We start from the raw sequence: 20,268 nt of genomic DNA, 5'->3' as shown, positions 1-20,268 counted from the left end.
AACAAATTGTCCGTGTCCGTTACGCCAGACACATCATCACATGGCGGCGGATCGTCGTTTCCTCATCCGTCGGAATGACCCGCACCTCGACCTTGCTGTCGGATGTGCTGATAATTTCGCTGTTCGCGATATTCGCGGCAGCATCGAGCCGCACGCCCAGCCATTGCAGCCGCGCACAGATCGCAGCACGCACGATGGCGTCATTTTCCCCAATGCCCGCCGTGAAGACCAGTCCGTCCAGCCCCTGCAACGACGCGGCCATCATGCCCGCTTCCTGCACAAAGCGATAGACGAACAGCTCCAGCGCCGCGCTGACGGCGGGATCGTGGGCGGCGCGCGCATGCAGGTCACGCATGTCATTGGACACCCCCGAAACCCCCAGCAGGCCGGAGTCGTGGTACAGCACCTTTTCGATCGCTGCTGCGTCCAGCCCTTCTTCCCTGAGCATGTAAAGGATCACACCCGGATCGAGATGACCGCAGCGTGTGCCCATCATAAGCCCGTCCAGCACCGAAAATCCCATCGTGGTATCGATACTGTGCCCTTCATGCATGGCGCACAGGCTGGCACCGCTGCCGACATGCGCCACGATACAGCGACCACCCGCCAGATGCGGCGCGCGCGCGCGCAGGCAGTTGGCGATATATTCATATGATAGCCCATGGAAACCATACCGCCGCACGCCCTTGGCGGCATAGGAACGCGGCAGGGCCTGTGCCTGCGCGACAGGGGGCATGGTATGGTGAAAGGCCGTATCGAAACACGCGACCTGCGGCAGGTCGGGCCGCTGTGCCATCAGCGCGCGCGCGGGCGCCAGACTGCCGGGCTGATGCAGAGGGGCAAACGGCGTCAGCGCCGTCAGGGCGGCCAGCACATCGGGCGTGATGCGCACCGGGCGGATGAAATCCGGCCCGCCATGGACAACACGGTGCCCCACCCCCATCAGTTCGACATGACCCAGATGTTCGCCCACCCACTCCATCAGGGTGGCCATGGGGCCATGATGCGCATCAGGCGTCCCCGCTTCATGGGCGTCCCAGCTTTCATCAACCAGGACCTTGCCGTCCGCATCCCTGGCGCGGAAATGCGGATGGGTGCCAATGCCCTCCACCTCGCCCGAGGCGATGCGGTGGCTGGGACTTGTGGGGGTATCGGTCGGGTCAATGCGGAACAGGGCGAATTTCAGGCTGGACGACCCTGCATTCAACGCCAGAACAGCCTTTGTCATGCCCGTCTTTCCTTTCCCGACACCCACCGACATCCTATCGACTATCGACCCTGCGACACATTGACGCGAATCAATTCCGCATCGCCGCCGCTGCATCGCGAACGTGCGGCATCAGCGCCGGATTGCTGTCATTCTTTGAAACATAGCGCAAAAACAGCGGGATATTCCACAGATGGCTGATGCCCGGTACCTGCATGGGAACACACATGTCGCCCATGCGTGGTGACACACCCTCTGCAAGGGCGCAGCCCTTGACCCGCCCAAAGGGCATCGCCCTCTGAAAACCGGCCATTCAGAGGTTTTTAAAAAAGGAAGACCCCATAACTTCCTGAAATATTATAAGTTTTTTTTAGTGAAGTTTTCCCGAAAAGCTTCAAAAAGAGTGTCATCTTCTTAAAGATTTCTTGAAAACAAATCATTGATAGAAAATCAGAAAAGTTTTTGGGTGCCGCCTTTTTTTAAAAAGGCGGCGTCTTCTGAAGCTTTTTGGAAAAAGCTTCACCAAAAACCTTTATGATTTTCAAACCACCTCTTTAAAGACAAAGAAGGCAGCATATCAGTCCGGGTCAAACCGCCGCCGCAACATGGCGCGCGCGGCCTTGCGGGCCATACCCGCATCCCGTCCCACTTCGATCAGGGCCGGGATCTGCCCCGGATGGGCCAGCACATTGCGCAGGATCGCGCCCAGTGCGATCCCCCCGCCCGGCTGCAACGCCACCACGGCGGCGGGGGGCAAGGTGCGGTCCGCCGGGTCGCACACGACACGCAGGACCGCGAACGCAACCTTGCGCTCGGAACACAGCGTCGCCACCACGCCACTTTCCATGTCCAGCCCTTCGCACCCGCTCTGCGCGAACAGTTCGGCTTTCTCCTGCCGGTCGGAGACGATCACATCACTGTGTAGCAGATCCCCGCGCTGCACCGTCCGCAGCCCCTGCCCCAGCCAGTCGGAAAAGGCCGGATCGGTGGGGATACGCGCCCCATCGACCACAACATGACGTGGCAACAGGACAATCCCCGGATACAGCGCCGGGTCCAGACCCGCGGCCAGCCCGAACGACAGAACCGCATCCACCCCGGACGTCAGCAGGATGGAGGTCGCACGCCGTGCGCCATCAAGCGTCGCGCCACTGATGCCAAAGCGCGCGGCGGGGAAGAACGGGCGGATCAGGGCGGCCTCCGCCTCCATCCCGACCACGATCCCAAGACGGGTGAAGGGCACCACAACCGTGGCCTGCATGCTGTTATCCATAATCAGAATCCATACCCCACGCGGCCACTATTGCTGTTTTGCAGGTTGCGATAGCGCGACAGCGCCATCAGCGGAAAAAACTGTCGGTAGCCATGATACCGCAGGTAAAACACCTTGGGAAAACCGACGGCATTATACGGCTCTTCGGCCCACTCGCCGTCCGTACCCTGCGTCCGGGCCAGATACGCCACACCGCGCGCAACCGCCGCATCATCCTTCAGGCCCGCAGCCATCATGCCCAGCACGGCCCATGCGGTCTGCGACGGCAGGCTCTGGCCATATTCACCATGGGGGCCACCTTCGTAGGATTCACATCCCTCACCCCAGCCACCATCCGCGCGTTGCCTACACCGCAGCCAGTCTGTGGCGCGGACGACCATCGGGTCGTCCTTTGCCACATTCGCCGCGTTCAGCGCACACAGCACCGACCAGGTGCCATAGATGTAATTGGTGCCCCAGCGGCCGAACCATGACCCGTCCGCCTCCTGCTCCGTGCGCAGGTAATCAAGACCACGTTCGATGCACGGGCGATCCACACCATGGCCAAGCTGCGCAAGGAAGGAAATGCAACGTGCCGTCACATCGGCGGTCGGCGGGTCAAGCAGCGCCCCATGATCGGCGAAAGGAATGTGGTTGAGCACATCAAGGTCGTTATCAATGTCAAACGCCCCCCAACCGCCATTGCTGCTTTGCATGCCAATGATCCAGTGGCGTGCGCGCTCCAGCGCTTCGGCATTGGCCGGATCGCCCGCACGGTGCAGCAGCATGCCCACCACCGCCGTGTCATCCACGTCGGGGTAGTAGTCATTGTTGTACTGGAACGCCCAGCCACCGGGCTTCACATCCGGGCAGTTCATCGCCCAGTCACCCTTGACGTCAAGGATCTGGCGTCCACGCAGCCATTGGGCAGCCTTCGCCAGCTTCTCCTTCGTCGCCTGTGGTGCAATGCCATCAGGACCGGTGGCGGATTCGATCATGGCGTGCCCCGCAAGGCCGGTGTCCCATATGGGGGACGCGCAGGGCTGGCAATAGGTTTCCCTGCCCTGATTGACCAGCAGGCGCTGCACCGCTTCCCACGCTGTTGCGGCGCGGGGGTCGGTATCGGGCACACCCAGTGCGCGGAACATCATGACGGTATTGGCCATGGCGGGATAGATCGCGCCCAGCCCATCCACGCCATTAAGGCGTTTTTCAACGAAGTCCACGGCGGCACGGATCGCACGACGGCGCGTTTTACGCGGGAAAAAACGTTCCGCTGGATGCAGTACCCTGTCCAGATACTGAAACACATGCCCCCAGCGGGAACGGTACGGCCCCCGGACCCAATCGCGCACCCTGTCGGGCGGGGTTACGAACAGTTCGGGGATATGGACACCGCGCGGGTTCAGCGCACAGGGCCGCACGGCCCCCAGCACCAGCAGGGGCGCGATGACCGTCCGTGACCAGTACGACATGTTCCATACCGAAAACAGCACCTTGCGCGGCATCAGCATCAGTTCGACCGGCATGGCGGGCACGGCGTGCCATGGCACCTCCCCAAACAGCGCAAGCTGCAGGCGGGTGAACACGTTGGTGCGTTCCGCACCACCATGATGCAGGATTGCCGCCCGGGCACGGATCATGTGCGGGGCATTGATGTCGTCGCCAATGGCCTTGAGGGCAAAATACGCCTTGACCGACGCGGAAAGGTCGAACCTGCCATTTTCATACAGGGGCCAACCACCATGCGCCCCCTGGATACGACGCAGATAGACGCCAATCCGCTTTTCCAGCGCCGGGTCGATCCGATCAAGGAAATGTTCGAGCAAGACATATTCAGCCGGAATGGTGGCGTCCGCCTCCAGAGGGAAAACCCAGTGGCCGTCTTCCTTCTGTCGCTGTCCCAACGCGGCCTGCGCACGGGTGACGGCCGCATCAAGGTCCGCCGCCGCCAATGGCGCATCAGGTCTGACCACCTTTGTGGCGGTGCGCCTGCGTGTCGTCGTGGTCTTGCGGGCCGGGGCCTTGCGGGTCGTCGTCGTTTCAGGTTTCTGCGCCATAATCCCATATTCCCCCATTATCCGGCGGGGGCCTGTTCCAGATTCAAAGAAATTTCCGGTGTGGCCTTCTGAAACACGCGTCAAAAGACGTCATATTTTTGGAAAAAGGCCGCACCCGAAAATTTTTCTCTTTATCAAGCAGCTATTTTCAAACAGCCGTTCATGCACCGTGGCGCTGCCGGACGGCCTGCGCCGCGGCAACACCAGAACGGATCGCACCCTCGATCGTGGCGGGCAGGCCGGTTTCCGTCCAGTCCCCGGCCAGCATCAGGTTGGGCAACATCGTGCGCGTGGCGGGCCGCAGCCGATCCTGCGCCGGGGTTGCGGCGAAGGTCGCGCGCTTTTCACGCACGATGCGCATCGGCGGCATGTCCACCGGCAGGGCCATCGTCAACGCGGGGTCGAGGGCTGCGCGCACCTCCCCCCAGATGGTGCGGGCCAGAGCGTCGGTGTCATATGCGGCATAACGGTTGGCGGCGCTGACGGTCACAGACAGGATGTGCCCCTTGATGAACACCCATTCGCTGATCCCCCCCACCAGACCGATAAAGCGCGCCTGCGCCAGCGCACCGGTCGCCACGGGCACATAAGGCATGGCGAAATGCGCGTTCACGATGGCCTCGAACTGGTCCGGGGCGCTGAACCCGGGAAGCTGCCCCTCCAGCAGGGAGGCCGCGACCGGTGCAGGCGTTGCCATGATCACCGCGTCCCCTGAACCAATGGCGATGTCCTGCCCCGTTGCGCGCAGCATGGTGACGCGCCCGTCCCCGGCCTCCACCGCACTGATACGCACGCCGGTCTGGACCTGTGCCTTCATCAGCGCGAGGTGCGACAGCGCCGGATCAACGAAACTTTCGGACAGCCCGTCCTGCGGGAAGCGTGGCAGGCAATGCCGCCCCCCCTGCGCCAGGCTTTCACGCACCACCGCGCCCAGCAATGCCGCACTGCCGACGTCGGGCATGGTGTTGAGGACGGAAATCGCAAACGGTTCCAGCAGGCGCGACGACAGCGCACCGGGCATCAGGCAGTCCGACACCACGATATCGGGGGCTGCCTCCATCAGGCGCATCAGGCTGCGCAGTTCCCCCAGCCGCATGCCCGGCACACGGCGCCGGCGCGACAGCACCCACAACGGAACCTTCCCGCGCGACAGGTCCAGCGTCCAGCGCGCACGGTCCGCAAGGTCGATGAAGGGGAAGACCGGGCGTGACGGCCCCGTCAACGTATCCTGCGCGCCAATCAGCCCAAGATAGCGGTTGACCGCCCGATTGCCCGACAGCAGCAGGTGGTTGCCATTGTCGATGCGACAGCCAAGATGTTTGTCCACATATGAACGCGCCCGCCCGCCACAGGCCGGTCCGGCCTCGTACACCGTGACGCGTTCCCCGGCACCCGCCAGTTCAACGGCCGCCGACAGGCCCGCAAGGCCGCCGCCGACGATATGGATATGTCCGCTCATGCGTTCAGGCCACCAGCGCGCGGGCTGCAATCAGCAGCTTGCGCGGGCGCGACAGCGAAACACGGTGCGACAGGTCGCGCCACCCATGGCGTTCCTGCGCGGACAGGATCGCGGCATAGGTCGCGCCCATCACGCGCGCGGGGCGCATGGCCCGGCGGTTGCACCGGCGCATCGCGGCATCCGCGGCGCGGAAATGGTCACGTGCCCGTCCCGCCAGAATGCGTCCCACCGCATCCAGCCCCGCCGCATGGCATGCCCCCTGCGGGGTCAGCGGCACATCGAAACGCGACAGCAGTTCAGCAGGCAGGTACAGCCGCCCGATCCGCGCATCCTCCGCCACGTCACGCAGGATATTGGTAATCTGCAACGCACGGCCAAGGTGATGGGCCACCTTGTCCGCCTCGGCCGAGGCATCGCCGAACACACGCACAGACAGACGCCCCACGGCAGAGGCGACACGATCGCAATACAGGTCAAACGTCGCCTCGTCCGGGGCGACGATGGGGCCACGCGCATCCATTTCCATGCCGTCGATCACGGCATTGAAATCCTCCTGCCGCAGACCGAACATACGGATGGTGGACAGAAGTACACGATCCAGCGCATCGTCCGCCTGTCCCGCATACAGCCGCGCGATACGTGCCCGCCATGCATCAAGCCGGTCGCATTTGTCCCGGGCTTCGCCTTCGTCATCGGCCACGTCATCCACCAGGCGACAGAAGGCATACACGGCATACATCCCATACCGCCGGTCCGGCGGCAGGATCTGCATACCCTTGCCAAAGGACGTGCCCGACGCCGTTACCACCGCCTCGACCTGCATCAGGTCCGTGGGGTCGCATCCCAGTGGGGCCGTGCCATGTGGGGTCGTGCCATCATGCCGCGCGCGCAAAAAAACCATCCCCGCGTTTTCCGTTCCATCCAAGGTTCACAATGTCTGCCGGACGTTCTTTAACGGCAATTACCCTAACGGCAAAATCCGCCTGCCGACATGCACGGCATCAGCGGCGGATGACACGCAGCGCACCGCCCATCGCCGCCAGCATGTCGCCACGCGACAGCTTGACCCGCCCCGCCAGCGGGTCCTCACGCCGCAGGCGGGCGGCAAGACGCTTTGACAGGCCAACGATCACCGCACATTCCATGCGCATACGCCGGTCATGCACCAGCGCGGGCAGGCGGGATGCTTCGTCATTGAGGCGGTCCACACCGTCCAGCATCGCGTCGAACACACGGCGCAGGGCAGGCAGGGCATAGGGGCCATACAGATCCTCCACCTGCGCGCCCTCGCGCGCCATCCATTCGCGCGGCAGGTAACAACGATCGAGCGCACGCAGGTCATCCGCACAATCCTGCAGGTGGTTGATGACCTGCAACGCCGTGCATAACGCATCGGACGGACCTGCCGTCTCCGGCCCCTCACCATGCAGCGCCAGCAGGAACCGCCCCACCGGATTGGCGGAATAGCGGCAGTATTCCAACAGTTCGTCCCACGTGTCGTACCGGTTCTTGACCGCATCCTGACGGAAGGCGACGATCAGGTCGGTTGCGGTTTCAACCGGCACGCCCGTACGCGCAAACATCTCGCGCACCCTTGCCGCCGTCTGTGCATCGGGACGGGCGGGGGCGGCCACGGTGCCGCGCACCACACCCTCCATGGCATCAAGGCGGTCGATCTTCGCCTGCGGGTCAAGCTTCGTGCTGTCCACGATATCGTCGATGACACGGGCAAAATCATAATAGGCATGGACATGCGGACGCTGGTCGCGGCTGATCAGCAGGGAGCCGACAGGAAAATTCTCATCCCCCGCCCCCTTGCCAGACGAGACGTCCTCGCTTCCCCATGCGTCGTGTTCGGCTTTACTCACCCTATGTCATCCCCTGTCATTGTCCTGTTCATGACCGCACCACCGGCTTCGGGATGGGTATAGGTCGAAATCGCCCCATCGGCATCGGTATAGGCACGGCTTTTCCACACCACGCCCCGCCCCCGATGGTGATTGATGGCCGACCCGATGGTCGCCAGTGTATAAAAACCCGCCACAACCGGCAGCAACAGCGCCCATGCGGGCATCAGGTTGAACCGGCGCAGCGTGGGGGTGTACGACGCCATCGACATAACCCACGCCGCAGCCCCCAACAGGCAGGCCGCGCCATGGGTAAACAGGGCAAGTTCCATCGGCACGATCCACACCACGATCATCCCGATCACCGTCGCAAGCAGCCTCCACGGCGAATATCGCAGTTGCACATATGCCGTGCGCGCCACCATGCGCCAGATATCATGCGGGTGGGGATAGGGCCGGATGGAACGGGCAAGGCAGCTATGCCCCAGATAGATCTTCCCGCCCCCATGCTTGATACGCGCGGCAAGCGTGCAATCGTCGATCAGTGCGCCGCGCAGGCTGTCGATACCGCCAATCCGTGCAAGCGCCGTCCGACGCACAAGAATTGTCCCACCGGCGGCCCCGGCGGTTTTGCTGCGCGGATCGTTGACGCTGGCGAAGGGATAGAGCAGGGCAAAGAAAAAGACGAAGGCCGGGACCAGCATGCGTTCGGCGGGACTGACGCAGTGGAGCTGCACCATTTCCGACACCTGATCGAGGCCGCCCCCCTCCGCCCGGGCCACAAGGGTGGACACATGGCGCGCATCATGGGTGATGTCCGCATCCGTCAGCAGGACGAACCCATCGGTCGCGGGACACAGGCGCGCGACCTCCGCCATGCCCTGGCTTACAGCCCACAGCTTACCGCTCCACCCCGCGGGGCGGGGCCTGCCGGTCACGACCGTCAGGCGTTTTTTCGGATCGGCCACCTTGCGCGCCAGTCGTCCCGTCCCATCGGTGCTGCCATCATCAACGACGATGACATGCAACCGCCCCGGATAATCCTGCGCCAGCAGGGACGAAAGACATTGCGTGATCGCCGCGGCCTCATCACGCGCGGGCACCACGACACAGACGTCGGGGCATCGCCTGCGGTCAAGCTGCCTGCCCCCCACCGGGGCAAGGATCGGGCCAGCCTGCCAGAAACGCCCGTGGAAGAAGATCAGCCATCCCCATATGGCCAGCGCCAGCCCCGCAATGGCGATAAGCAGCATGCCGCGGACCTCAATCCAGCATACCATGCTGGCGGAACCAGTCGATGGCGTCCTTTACGGCGTCCCGCGCGGGACGGGGGGAATAGCCCAGTTCCCGGATCGCCTTGTCAGAGGAAAAGAACATCTTCTTGTGCGACATCGCCAGCATTTCGCGCGTAACGCGCGGGGCGATGCCGAACATGCGCGACAGCCATTCGCTGACGATCGCAACGGGCCAGATCACCGCCTGTGGCAGGCGGACGCGCGGGGGCGCCACCCCGGCAAGTTCCGCCGTCATCGCAAACAGGTCGCGCAGAAGGTAATTCTGCCCGCCCAGGATATATTTCTCCCCCACGCGCCCACGTTCCAGCGCCAGCGCATGCCCTTCGGCCACGTCATCAACATGGACGATATTCACACCCGTATCGACATAGGCAGGCATCCGCCCCGCTGCACAGTCGAGGATCATCTGCCCCGTGGGCGTGGGCTTGATGTCGCGCGGGCCGACAGGGGTGGAGGGGTTGACGATCACGGCAGGCAGCGCACGTTCATGGACCAGACGCAGGACTTCCTGCTCCGCGCGGTATTTGGAACGCTTGTAGATCCCGATCACGCCATGTTCATGGACCGGCGTTTCCTCATCGCACACCGTCCCGTCCCCGATCAGGCCAAGCGCCGCAACGGAGGAACAGTAGACGATTTTTTCCACGCCCGCGCGCTGCGCCGCAAGCATGAGCTGGCGTGTCCCCTCCACATTGGCGATCATCATGGGGACGGGATCGGGCACCCACAGGCGGTAATCCGCGGCCACATGAAACACATACCGGCACCCGCGCACCGCAGCGTCAAAGGTGGACGGGGTGGACAGGTCCCCTTCCACCAGTTCGCATGGCAGGTCGCGCAGGTTGGTGAGATCACTGCCCTTGCGCACCATAAGGCGCAGCGAATGGCCACGTTCCAGCAGGTTGCGGGCGACAGCAGAGCCGACAAAACCGGTTGCACCGGTGACGAGCGTTGGGGCAGTCATGACCTGAACGAGCACTCCGTGACAGAATTCAAGATTGCGATACGGACTCGCAACCAGCAAGAAGTACCATTTATCCCGACACCTCGCGGTGGCGCCAGACCCTGTCGTGGTGTAAGTCAGGCGCGCACTGTCACTTCGGGCGGACATTGCGACCGCTTTTCGGCTTAACAGACGCATTACGGATCTTTCTTGAGAAAGCTTACCATCCTGCTGGCCTTCCTTGGCCTGGCCTTCCTTACCGGTTGCACGGCGTGGCTTGGCGCGGGCTCCGTCATGAAGGCGATCGTGTCGATCGGCTTCGTCGGATTCATGGCAACCGTGCTGGCGCAGCTTGCAGTCGATGCAATACTGGGTCTTGCATGGCACGCGGCTTGTCGTGACATTTCTGTCCGGCAACTGCTGGTATCGCGCATGATCCGTGATGCGGCGGCGTCATGCCTGCCCTTCTCCCAGCTTGGGGGGATGGTGATCGGCATCCGCGCGACCTGTTCAAGCCACCTGTTCGCGGGACGTCGCGGACGCACCATCAGCGGGCCGGAAGCCGCGTGCGCGAACCTGGTGGACATCACGACAGAGGTGATGGGCCAGATCCTGTTCATCCTCACCGCCGTGCTGTGCCTTGTCGCCCACCAGCAATCCAGCCCCTTCGCCAAGCCGGTGATCATCGGTCTTGTGTTGCTGACGATGGGAATTGGCGGCTTCATCTGGACACAACAGCACGGGGGGTCGCTGCTCAAGCGTGCGGGCCGCATGCTGGGCCATAACATGGCGACGCAGTGGCAGGATGCGATGATGAGCAGCGCCGACAGCCTGCAGGAACGTTTTGACGAGATCTGGTCGCACCCGCGCCGCATCGCAGAGGCCGCGTTCCTGCACTATCTGGGCTGGCTGGGCAGTGCGGGCACGATCTGGGTTGCATATTATTTCCTTGGCGCGAAGCTCAGCTTCAGCGGCGCGATCGCCATCGAGGGCGTGGCCTGCGGTATCATGTCCGTCTCATTCCTTGTCCCCGCCGGGCTGGGCGTGCAGGAAGCGGCCTATATCGCGCTGGGTTCGGCCTTTGGCATTGCGCCGTCCGTCTCGCTTGGGCTGTCACTGCTGCGACGCGGGCGTGAACTGGTGATCGGCATCCCGATGCTGCTGGGATGGCAGGCCATGGAAATGCGTGGCCTGCGCACGACGCCGCAGGCCACACCCCCCGACGCCAAGGACGCCGCCCCCGTTGCAACCCCGTCCACCACCACCCCACCGGGCGAATAACCCGCCCCCATCCCCGCACAGCTTTGACCCGGTGCCGCCATGACCGCCACGCCCTTCGTCCCCCCCCTGTTTGACAAGCTGGTCATCATTGGACCGGGCCTGATCGGTTCGTCCATCCTGCGCCGTGCGATGATGGACCGTGACATTGCGCGTGAAATCGTCGCCAGCGATATCGACCCGAAGGTCTGTGCGCGCGTGCGTGAACTCGGCATTGCCGACCAGGTGGAGCCCGACGCCACACAGGCGGTGCGGGATGCGGACTGCGTGATCCTGTGCGTGCCGGTGGGCGTGATTGGCAAGGTCGCGGCACAGGTCGTCCCGGCCATGAAACCCGGCGCGATCCTGAGCGAGGTGGGATCGACCAAGGTTTCGGTCATCAACGCCGTACTGCCCGCGCTGGCGTCACGCCCCGATATCGCCTTCGTCCCCGCGCACCCGATGGCGGGGACGGAATATTCCGGCCCCGACGCGGGGTTTCCCAGCCTGTTTGAAAACCGCTGGTGCCTGCTTCTGCCGTTGCAGGACACGCCCGCCGACGCGGTGGCGCGGATTTGCGCCATGTGGGAGGCGATGGGCGCGCGCCTGCGCACCATGACGCCCGAACATCATGACCGGGTGTGCGCCATCGTCAGCCACCTGCCGCACCTGCTGGCGTTCACCATCTGCGGCACGGCGGATGACCTGGCGGATGAAACACGTTCCGAAGTGCTGGATTTCGCGGCATCGGGCTTTCGCGACTTCACCCGCATCGCGGCGTCCGACCCGACGATGTGGCGTGACATCTTCCTGAACAACCGCGAAGCACTGCTGGAGATGCTTGAACGTTTCATGACCGACGCACAGGTCATGGCCGACGCCATCCGCAGGGGCGACGACACGATCATCGTCGATCGCATCGCACGCGGGCGCGCCATCCGGCGCACCCTCATTGAAAACCATCAGGCCTGATCGTCAGGGCTGATCATCAGGGCTGCGGCCCCTTCTGGCTGTTTCGTAAAAATACTGCCGGTCACAGGGCAGAAAGAAGAGGTTTGGGGGCAGGAGGCTTGAGAGACTGTCTGGAAAGTCACCCTCGATAACATACTGAAATCCTAAAGGTTTTTTGTGAAGCTTTTTCCAAAAAGCTTCGAAAGACGCCGCCTTTTTGAAAAAAGGCGGCACCCAAAAACTTTTTTTGTTTTTTACCGGTGACCAGTGGGGCCTGACCCTACTGCACCCGCGCCACACGCAAGGTGTTGGTACTGCCGGTCACACCAAAGGGCAGACCGGCGGCAATGACCACAGCATCCCCCGGACCCGCGCACCGGGCCTGCGTCGCGGCTTCAAGGGCCTGGTCCACCACGGTCTCGATCCCATAGACCGGAACTTCCTGCCCCGCCGAAAGCGCAACCACGCCCCATGCGATACACAGCCTGCGCGCGATTTCATCCGTGGGCGTCAGGCCAATCACCACGCAGTCGGGCCGTTCACGCGAAATGCGCAACGCCGTGCGCCCCCCCAGCGTAAAGGCCACAATGACCGGGGCATCCACCGATACCGCCACCTGCCGTGACGCGGCGGCGATCGCATCGGCGACGGTACTTTCGGCGGGTGATGGGGTGGCGGCCTGCATCGTCAGGTTCCATCCCGCATCGCCTTCCACGCTGCGTACGATACGATCCATGATCGCCACCGCCTCACGCGGGTAATCGCCCACGGCGGTCTCCGCCGACAGCATGACCGCATCCGCCCCATCAAACACCGCCGTCGCCACATCCGACGCTTCCGCCCGGGTGGGGGTAGGGGCGTGGACCATGCTTTCAAGCATCTGCGTCGCAACAATCACCGGGCGGCCCATGCGGCGTGCAACGCGGATGATCCGCTTTTGCGCCACGGGCACCTGTTCTGGCGGCAGTTCGACGCCAAGGTCGCCACGCGCGACCATCACCACGTCCGACAGGGCCACAATCTCGTCCACGCTGTCCATGGCCTGCGGCTTTTCCATCTTGGTCAGTATCCAGGCCTGCCCCCCGACAAGTTCACGCGCATCGCGCACGTCCTGCGGGCGCTGGACAAAGGACAGGCCAACATATTCCACCCCGAGTTCAAGGGCGAAGGCCAGATCATCGCGGTCCTTTGTGGTAATGGCGGGGATGGGCAGGACCACATCGGGAACATTGACGCCCTTGCGATCCGACAGGCGCCCCCCGACCACCACCTGCGTCAGGAGGTGATCCGCCCCCTTTTCACGTACCTCCAGCCGGAGCCTGCCGTCATCAAGCAGAAGGCTGCTGCCGATAGCGGCGGCCTCCACGATTTCGGGGTGCGGCAGATGGACGCGCGTCTCGTCCCCCGGATGGGGTTCAAGGTCAAGACGGAACATCGCGCCGGGGCGCAGGGTCACGCCACCGTCGGCAAAGGTGCCAACCCGCAGCTTCGGCCCCTGAAGGTCGGCCAGAATGCCCAGCGGTCGCTGGATCTCGGCTTCCACCGCGCGGATGGTCGCATGGCGCTGCGCGTGTTCGGCGTGCAGCCCGTGGGAGAAATTGAGGCGGAACACATCGACGCCGGCATCCGCCAGCGCGCGTATGGTCCCGTAACTGGAGGTGGCCGGTCCCAGCGTCGCCACAATCTTGGTCCGTCGCTGGTCATGCGCGAATATAGGGTCCATCGGGAATCCTCTTTGCCGGACGGACGCAATGCGCGCCGTTCGCGGCCCTTGCCTGAACCGGCATTCCCGATGCGCGCACGGCATGGGAAATGCCTGCCACCGCGCACGCCAGACCGCGATCAGGCCAGAGCGCGATCAGGACGGCGAGATGACTTCCTGCGGCAGCAGCCCCCACAGCGACTGCCGTTCCAGCCAGCCGGAGTACTGCTTGACCGTTACCTGGCACCAGCCCGAACCTGCCGGACACTGGCGCAGCGTCCCCACCACTCCGGGCTTGAGCACCGCGACAATGGGGGACGCGGGATCTGCCTTGCCACGCAGCATGACACCACCCGGCACGGCCGCCGCCTGCGTGGCGTCGGCCACATGCCCGATGATGCGGCTGTCGGCCCGACCGATGACATCCGTTTCCTTTGCGGATGGCTGGCCTGCCTGCTGCGCATCACCCTGGACTGGCTGTCCCGGTATGACGAACGTGCGTGTCCCCACCAGGGTTGCCTGATGGACCCACCCTTTCTGTCCGTCCGCATCCTCGACCAGTCGCCAGACATCGAATTCACGTTCGATTTTCACCGGCAGCCCACGGCGGTGATACACCCAGTCGATGGGATAACGCTGTCCCGGCCCGGCGCGCAGGTTGACCTCGTCCGCGCGGAACGCGGCAAAGCGCGGCAGCGGCAGGCCGGTCGCACTGCCCTTGTCAGGGGACATCCCCGCCGCTGCACCGGCGGGCGCCGCAGCAGCAGTGGTACCTGCCGCCGCCGTGGCCGCAACCGCGGCCCCCGCCGCGACGGGGGCCGCCACGGCGGCGGCATGGGCGTGATGATGTGCCGGCGCAACAGGCATGGCGGCGGCATGTTCATGCCTGTGGGCGGCGGATATGCCCTTGCCCTTATGCCCGGCATGGGCCGCATGGACCTTGCTGGCCTGTGCGCCTTTCTTTTCCGCCGCGACCCCCTTGTGATGGTGTGCGCCGTGATGCGGGGCATGGTGCGCGCCCGCCTGTGCCGCCGGGGCAGTGGCCGCCGCCTGCGCCCCATGGACACCTGCCATCACGCCCCCACCGAACAGGGCCAGCATGGTGGCGGCCCGCGCCGCGCCCCACAGGTGACGCGAACGCATCCCGATGGGGGAAGCCGCCCGATTGCCCACCGTCCGCGCGGTGGAAACATGCGGTGCACAAACATGCCGCGTGCCTTGCGCCATCGCGTTCCTCAATCCTTTTATAACGTTATGACCTGCCGCCCACGGGCGGCATCCAGGAATGTCGGCACCCCCGCGACACGCACCGATGGCAACAGCGCCTCATGCCCCAGACCACATAGCCTCAGTCCCGCCTCGCACGCCAGCAGGGTACATTCCAGTTCCACCACCGCATCGCGCAGTGTTGCAAACGTGGCGACACCGCGCGCGGCCATTTCCGCATCCTGTCGCACATCACGCAACCCCCGCCAGTCCCGCGCCAGCGCATGCACGCCCCGCCCGGCCGCGAACAGCACGACCGACCGCCCCAGCGCAAGGCCCGACGCCGCAAGGACCAGCGCATAATGTGCCCGTTCATACCCCCCGTCGAGCAGCAGGATCGCAAGATCCCCCGACGCGGACGCATTGTCACACGCCGATGGCGTCCCGTTTACGGCGTCACTCATGACGGCGCCATCGCATCATGCCCGCAAGCCGCGCCATGGACGGCGGCAGAGGCGGCGGCAGGGGCATGGCCCGACAGGTCATGGATGGTCGCATGCCCCCCACACAGGCGGCAGTCCGGGTCGCGGGACAGGCGGATAGTATGAAACCGCATCGCCAGCGCGTCCCACACCAGCAGGCGCCCCGACAGCCCTTCGCCGATGCCCAGGATTTCCTTGAGCACCTCTGTCGCCTGCAGGGTACCCATCACGCCGGTCACGGCGCCAAACACCCCGGCCTGCGCGCATGACGGCACCATCCCGGCAGGCGGGGCGGATGGATACAGGCAGCGATAGCACGGCCCCCCGTCATGCGGGCGAAAGGTCGAAAGCTGTCCCTCAAACCGCAGTACCGCCGCCGAAACCAGCGTCCGGCGTTCCAACACGCACGCATCAGCCAGCAGGTAGCGGGTGGCGAAATTGTCGCACCCATCGCACACGATATCGTATCCACGCACCAGTTCGCGCACGTTATCCGGGCCAAGGCGGATGTTATGACAATCGACCGTCACACCGGGGTTGAGCGCGCGCATCGCCTCTGCCGCCGATTCGACTTTTGCATGGCCGACCCGCGCCGTGACGTGGGCGATCTGGCGTTGCAGGTTCGACAGGTCCACCACATCATCATCCACCAGACCGATCCGCCCCACGCCAGCGGCAGCAAGGTAAAGGGCAAGCGGGGACCCAAGACCGCCGGCCCCGATGATGAGGACACGGGCCTTCAGCAGGGTTTCCTGCCCCGTGCCCCCCACCTCCGGCAGGAGGATATGGCGCGCATAGCGCTGTATCTCGTCTTCGGAAAAATCCATCCGTCACCCCCGGCCTGGTGTTGTTTCAAGGCCCACGGGCCCCTGCATGAAATCACAATTTCGTGATGCCATGGGTGCCATTTCATGAAACCAATGCATGCCCGATATGTTTCCAGTATAATGCGGGCTGACCGCGAACCACCATGGGGGAATATAAAACAATGTCTTCTCTTTCCCGCATGAAAATCCCGTCGTCGCTACCGGAAATGCGCAGGCAGCAGGCGCGCTGGATATGTGCCGGGACGTTCGCTGCGGCAACATCACTGTATGCCGCATCGCCTTTTGTCACATTGTGGTCGATTTCATCCGCCATCCAGAACCATGACATGCATGAACTGGGCGAAAGCATGCGATGGAATTCCGTACGCGACAGCCTCAAGACACAGGCGGTGGATGAACTTCTTGGCCCCAGGCCCGCCGAAGACGACCTGCCGGCCTTCGGGGCCTCCTTCGCCAGTACCGCCGTGTCGAACGCGATTGATACACGCGTGAACGAAAACAACCTTGGCGATATCGTCGACCACCTTGTCCCGCAGGGACAGGCGGCGACCTTCACCCCACTGGCATTCGTGCAGCGCGTGCATGCGCGATTCGTCAAGCCCGGCCTGTTCGAAACCAGCATCGTCATGCCCGGCCATGAAGGCGAGACACCGTTGCGCGTGCAAATGCGCATTCACGCGTTCCAGTGGCAGATCCATCGCATTGACCTGCCAACATCGCGCCAGCCGCTGATGGAAGCCTCCGCCACGCAGGCACAGCCCCCCGCCATTACCCGGCACTGACCCGCGCGGGCCAGGGGCAGGGCTGTGGCGCGGGGCCTGATGCCGGGGCGCAGGGATCAGCGCGCGGGCGGCAGGTCTTCTTCGAGTACTGTCATATGCACGGCATAGGACACCTCGCCTTCGTCCTCGTCACGATGGATGGTTCCCACCACTTCGCCATTGACGGCCAGTTCGACCGACAGGCCCGCGCGCGGCGGGGCATTGACCGTCAGGCCGGGCGAACCCAGCAGGCGGCGCAGGCAGGTCTGAAGGCGGCTGATCTCGGATGTGGAAATGGCGCTCATTGCTCTTGTCTCTCCTTGGGGGACGGATATGGCGGGGTCACAAACATGCCCTTAACGGGGCCGGATGCAAAACCGGGCCCCCAGCCCGCCGGACCGCGTCCGATACCAGATGATGAAATACGGATATTGCCGCACGCTATAGGCACATGGCGTTTTCCCCGCAACCGCCCCGTGCCCATGATTTACCCCATCCTTGCCCCGTGATTGCCACGAAGTCCCGGTCTTTTGCCACTTACGGGTTCAACAACAACGCCATAGGAAAAAAGTTTGCGGCTACGCTCCCTCCCACGCCTTGTGCTGTTCTGGCTGCTTCTTGCGCTGCCCATCGGGCTGACCGCGCTGGCGGCCGGCACACCCACGACGCCCGGCGCCCCGGTGGAGGCATCGCGCGTCCTGACGGCACGCGGGCTGGCGACGCGCATCCGCGATACGGGGGCACGTGAAAGTGTAAGGCAGCTTGAACGGCAGCAGGCATGGCCACATGTGATCCGCGCCGTTTCCGCCGGATGGGGGGGATGGATCGCACTGGTGCCCGACCTGATCGCCAACACCGACAGCGCACATGTCAGCGCCCTGCAGGCCGCGCTGCGGCGGGGGCTTGCGCATAATCCGCGCGCGGTGATGCAGATCCTTGATCCCGGCAATGGGGCATTGCTGGGTGGGGGGCGCATCTGCGTGGATACCGGCATGACCCGGCGCTGGCGCACCGGCGTGATCACGGGGCTGCGCGCCATGCATGACATACACCTGAACCATCAGGTGTCAGACTGCCTGGCCGCGCTGCATGCGCCCCCTACTGAAATGGCAGATAGCGGAAAGTGACATAGATCGTGTTGCCACCGGTTTTCGGGTCGATCCTGCCCCCCGCACCATTGGTGCCGGAAAATGCGATCTTCTGCACATAGGTATACTGCACACCGGTCATCACCGCGCCATAACGGCCCTGCAACATATGCCACCAGCCCCCCACCGTCATGTCGGCCACGGTGCGCGTCTGCGCATTGCAGGTGCTGGTCGTGATCTGTTCGATATCGCATGAGGCGAGATCAAGGTCACTGACGCCATAGCCGTACTGGCGTCCATCAAGACCACGATAGCTGCGTCGGCCCGCCGTTTCGATCCCACCATACAGATAGAGCAGCACATTATCCGTCGGATGCCCGATCAGCCCGAGGCTGCCAATCAGTTCGGGAATGGGCGCGGGCGTGCCATCAGCCTTGAACGTGGCGTCGGAAATCATGGATGGCCCATAGCGCCCGATTCCCTTCCCCGCGAGGACATTGCCCGTCACCTGCAGGTATTTGGGAATGGCATGAACGGTGATATCGCCACCGACACCCCCGGCAAAGGAAATCCGTTCGCGGATCGAATTGCTGCCATAAGCCTTTTCCAGTGCCTTGAACCAGCGCGCCAGGCCGTACACCTCATAATGGGCCAGTTTCGTATCCAGCGCGCCCTTAAGCACAAGGTCCGGCGCCACGTCCATGCTGTATTTGGCATTGGGGTTCAGCATACCCGTCCCGGTATTGTTATACAGGACATCCGTGCCGCCACGCATGCCCACGCCCGGCTGCAACGTGCCATCGTCCAGCATGCCGTCAGATTCCGCAAAGGCGACCTGCGGGGCCTCGATCGACAGGCCCACCCACCATTTGCGCCCGAAATCCTTGATAAAGCGGATCTGGGGCACGCGGGTAAACACGATACCGGGGATCTGGTTGTTATCCACCACGGGGGGCAACTGCTCATGCCGCGACAAAAGCCCCTGTGTATAGCCGGTCGTCAGGCTCCACGCCTGTCCGGCAAGGACATGGAACCCCCATTTCGTATCGCTATAGGTCATGTAGGCCTGGCGGATACGCGGGGTATAGCTGTTGGTCTGATAACTGTTGGCGGTACCGGCGGCGCCGCCGAAATCGGTCTCGATATACGCCGAAAGCACCTGGTGGTCCGTCGGCGTTCCCTGCAGCAGCACACTCAGGCGCGTCAGCTGTGCGGAGGGACGGTATTCCCCGGTATGGGCGTTGGGGCTGTTGGCATAGGGAAAGCTGCCCCAGCTTGTGGCGGGGCCGCTGGTCAGGTTCTTGCTGCGGTAGATGTTGGAAAAGTCGATGAACCCGCCAAGCCGCACCGACACGCCGCCGATGCGGAACACGGGCGGCAGGCTGTCCACACCGGTCTGGGTGATCGACAGGGGGCTGGAGGAATCCATGTTCAGTTGCGGCTGCTGCTGCGCATTGGTGTCCTGAAGCGCCGCGTTGGCTTCCTCCGCCGCGGTCTGGCTGTCGGCGGAAACGGCGGGACCGCCGATCGACAGGTGGCGCAGGTCGGGCACGGCACCGGGGTCGATGGGATGCGTGTGCGCACCGCCATCCGACAGGCTGTTCTGCCGTGTGCCATGGCGTGCGAACAGGTGGCCACCCCCATTGCCCGCCGCATGGGCATGGTGTGATTCCAGCCGTTCGACCTTGGCCTCCAGCCTGCGCATCTCCTCGCGGATGGCCTGGATTTCGCTCAGGTCATCGGCACGGGCCGGAAGGGCGATACAGGCCGCGAACACCCCGGACAGCACCATGGCCACGCCCCGCGCCGCCGTCCGGTGGGCGCACCGGTGGACGCACCCGCCATCGCGGTGGCGGACAGGATCATGTATTTTCTGCCAACAGCACATCGTTCCGGCACGCAGTCCCTAAAGCAGATACAAGAACATCATC

General features: G+C 63.9%; 19 protein-coding genes. 4 read left to right on the top strand and 15 right to left on the bottom strand.

The window, feature by feature from the left end; genetic code table 11:
• Nucleotides 1-19: 19 nt before the first annotated feature.
• From FYB92_RS02245 to hpnA, 9 genes are all read right to left on the bottom strand, one after another.
• Nucleotides 20-1,228 (bottom strand): acetate/propionate family kinase, encoded by a 1,209-nt coding sequence (locus FYB92_RS02245; RefSeq protein ID WP_075624937.1) that lies wholly within the window; start codon nt 1,226-1,228, stop codon nt 20-22.
• A gap of 70 nt (nt 1,229-1,298) precedes the next feature.
• Nucleotides 1,299-1,445, bottom strand: coding sequence for a hypothetical protein (locus FYB92_RS02240; protein ID WP_155116134.1), 147 nt, complete (start codon nt 1,443-1,445; stop codon nt 1,299-1,301).
• 339 nt (nt 1,446-1,784) lie between these two features.
• A complete protein-coding gene (locus tag FYB92_RS02235; RefSeq protein ID WP_081254529.1) occupies nt 1,785-2,480 on the bottom strand; it encodes a hypothetical protein in 696 nt (231 codons plus the stop codon).
• Between the two features lie 2 nt (nt 2,481-2,482).
• Nucleotides 2,483-4,519 (bottom strand): squalene--hopene cyclase, encoded by a 2,037-nt coding sequence (shc, locus tag FYB92_RS02230; RefSeq protein WP_239021183.1) that lies wholly within the window; start codon nt 4,517-4,519, stop codon nt 2,483-2,485.
• Nucleotides 4,520-4,679: 160 nt separating this feature from the next.
• The gene (hpnE, locus tag FYB92_RS02225) at nt 4,680-5,978 is read right to left on the bottom strand and encodes a hydroxysqualene dehydroxylase HpnE (protein WP_332828097.1); all 1,299 of its coding nucleotides are present in this window, start codon (nt 5,976-5,978) and stop codon (nt 4,680-4,682) included.
• Between the two features lie 4 nt (nt 5,979-5,982).
• Nucleotides 5,983-6,879, bottom strand: a complete 897-nt coding sequence (gene hpnD / locus FYB92_RS02220) for a presqualene diphosphate synthase HpnD (protein ID WP_332828096.1) — start codon at nt 6,877-6,879, stop codon at nt 5,983-5,985.
• A 100-nt stretch (nt 6,880-6,979) separates the two neighbouring features.
• Complete coding sequence (gene hpnC / locus FYB92_RS02215) at nt 6,980-7,846, bottom strand: squalene synthase HpnC (RefSeq protein WP_003616600.1); 867 nt, start codon at nt 7,844-7,846, stop codon at nt 6,980-6,982.
• Nucleotides 7,843-9,078, bottom strand: a complete 1,236-nt coding sequence (locus FYB92_RS02210) for a glycosyltransferase (protein WP_040511179.1) — start codon at nt 9,076-9,078, stop codon at nt 7,843-7,845. Before FYB92_RS02210 ends, hpnC begins: the two co-directional genes overlap by 4 nt.
• A 10-nt stretch (nt 9,079-9,088) precedes the next feature.
• Nucleotides 9,089-10,084, bottom strand: a complete 996-nt coding sequence (gene hpnA, locus FYB92_RS02205; protein WP_003616603.1) for a hopanoid-associated sugar epimerase — start codon at nt 10,082-10,084, stop codon at nt 9,089-9,091.
• A gap of 189 nt (nt 10,085-10,273) precedes the next feature.
• Between hpnA and FYB92_RS02200 the strand changes: the two genes are divergently transcribed.
• Nucleotides 10,274-11,344: a lysylphosphatidylglycerol synthase domain-containing protein gene (locus FYB92_RS02200; protein WP_062809698.1), complete on the top strand. Its 1,071-nt coding sequence runs from the start codon at nt 10,274-10,276 to the stop codon at nt 11,342-11,344.
• 39 nt (nt 11,345-11,383) lie between these two features.
• A complete protein-coding gene (locus FYB92_RS02195) occupies nt 11,384-12,292 on the top strand; it encodes a prephenate dehydrogenase/arogenate dehydrogenase family protein (RefSeq protein WP_332828095.1) in 909 nt (302 codons plus the stop codon).
• A gap of 259 nt (nt 12,293-12,551) precedes the next feature.
• Here FYB92_RS02195 and pyk read toward each other — a convergent pair whose 3' ends face one another.
• The 4 genes from pyk to FYB92_RS02175 all read right to left on the bottom strand — a co-directional run bounded on the left by pyk (nt 12,552) and on the right by FYB92_RS02175 (nt 16,488).
• Entirely contained in the window at nt 12,552-13,994 is a 1,443-nt protein-coding gene (gene pyk, locus FYB92_RS02190) for a pyruvate kinase (protein ID WP_003616608.1), read from the bottom strand.
• 135 nt (nt 13,995-14,129) lie between these two features.
• Nucleotides 14,130-15,200, bottom strand: coding sequence for an SH3 domain-containing protein (locus tag FYB92_RS02185; protein ID WP_192265340.1), 1,071 nt, complete (start codon nt 15,198-15,200; stop codon nt 14,130-14,132).
• Nucleotides 15,201-15,217: 17 nt separating this feature from the next.
• Nucleotides 15,218-15,643: a DsrE family protein gene (locus FYB92_RS02180; RefSeq protein WP_062809701.1), complete on the bottom strand. Its 426-nt coding sequence runs from the start codon at nt 15,641-15,643 to the stop codon at nt 15,218-15,220.
• Nucleotides 15,640-16,488, bottom strand: a complete 849-nt coding sequence (locus tag FYB92_RS02175; RefSeq protein WP_062809702.1) for a molybdopterin-synthase adenylyltransferase MoeB — start codon at nt 16,486-16,488, stop codon at nt 15,640-15,642. Before FYB92_RS02175 ends, FYB92_RS02180 begins: the two co-directional genes overlap by 4 nt.
• Nucleotides 16,489-16,649: 161 nt before the next feature.
• On the opposite strand from FYB92_RS02175, the gene FYB92_RS02170 reads away from it, so the two are divergent.
• Nucleotides 16,650-17,270, top strand: coding sequence for a DUF2939 domain-containing protein (locus FYB92_RS02170; RefSeq protein ID WP_003616616.1), 621 nt, complete (start codon nt 16,650-16,652; stop codon nt 17,268-17,270).
• 56 nt (nt 17,271-17,326) lie between these two features.
• Here FYB92_RS02170 and FYB92_RS02165 read toward each other — a convergent pair whose 3' ends face one another.
• Nucleotides 17,327-17,554: a DUF3126 family protein gene (locus FYB92_RS02165; RefSeq protein ID WP_003616619.1), complete on the bottom strand. Its 228-nt coding sequence runs from the start codon at nt 17,552-17,554 to the stop codon at nt 17,327-17,329.
• 267 nt (nt 17,555-17,821) lie between these two features.
• Between FYB92_RS02165 and FYB92_RS02160 the strand changes: the two genes are divergently transcribed.
• Entirely contained in the window at nt 17,822-18,376 is a 555-nt protein-coding gene (locus tag FYB92_RS02160; protein ID WP_040510282.1) for a hypothetical protein, read from the top strand.
• On the opposite strand, the gene FYB92_RS02155 is transcribed toward FYB92_RS02160, so the two are convergent.
• Nucleotides 18,348-20,129, bottom strand: coding sequence for a hypothetical protein (locus FYB92_RS02155; protein ID WP_003616622.1), 1,782 nt, complete (start codon nt 20,127-20,129; stop codon nt 18,348-18,350). The genes FYB92_RS02160 and FYB92_RS02155 overlap by 29 nt on opposite strands.
• Nucleotides 20,130-20,268: the final 139 nt, after the last annotated feature.

It is taken from the genome of Novacetimonas sp. GS1 (assembly GCF_036686925.1).
Lineage (GTDB): Bacteria > Pseudomonadota > Alphaproteobacteria > Acetobacterales > Acetobacteraceae > Novacetimonas > Novacetimonas hansenii.
Note: the sequence above shows the minus strand (reverse complement) of the source record. Positions and strands in the feature narration are given on the sequence as shown.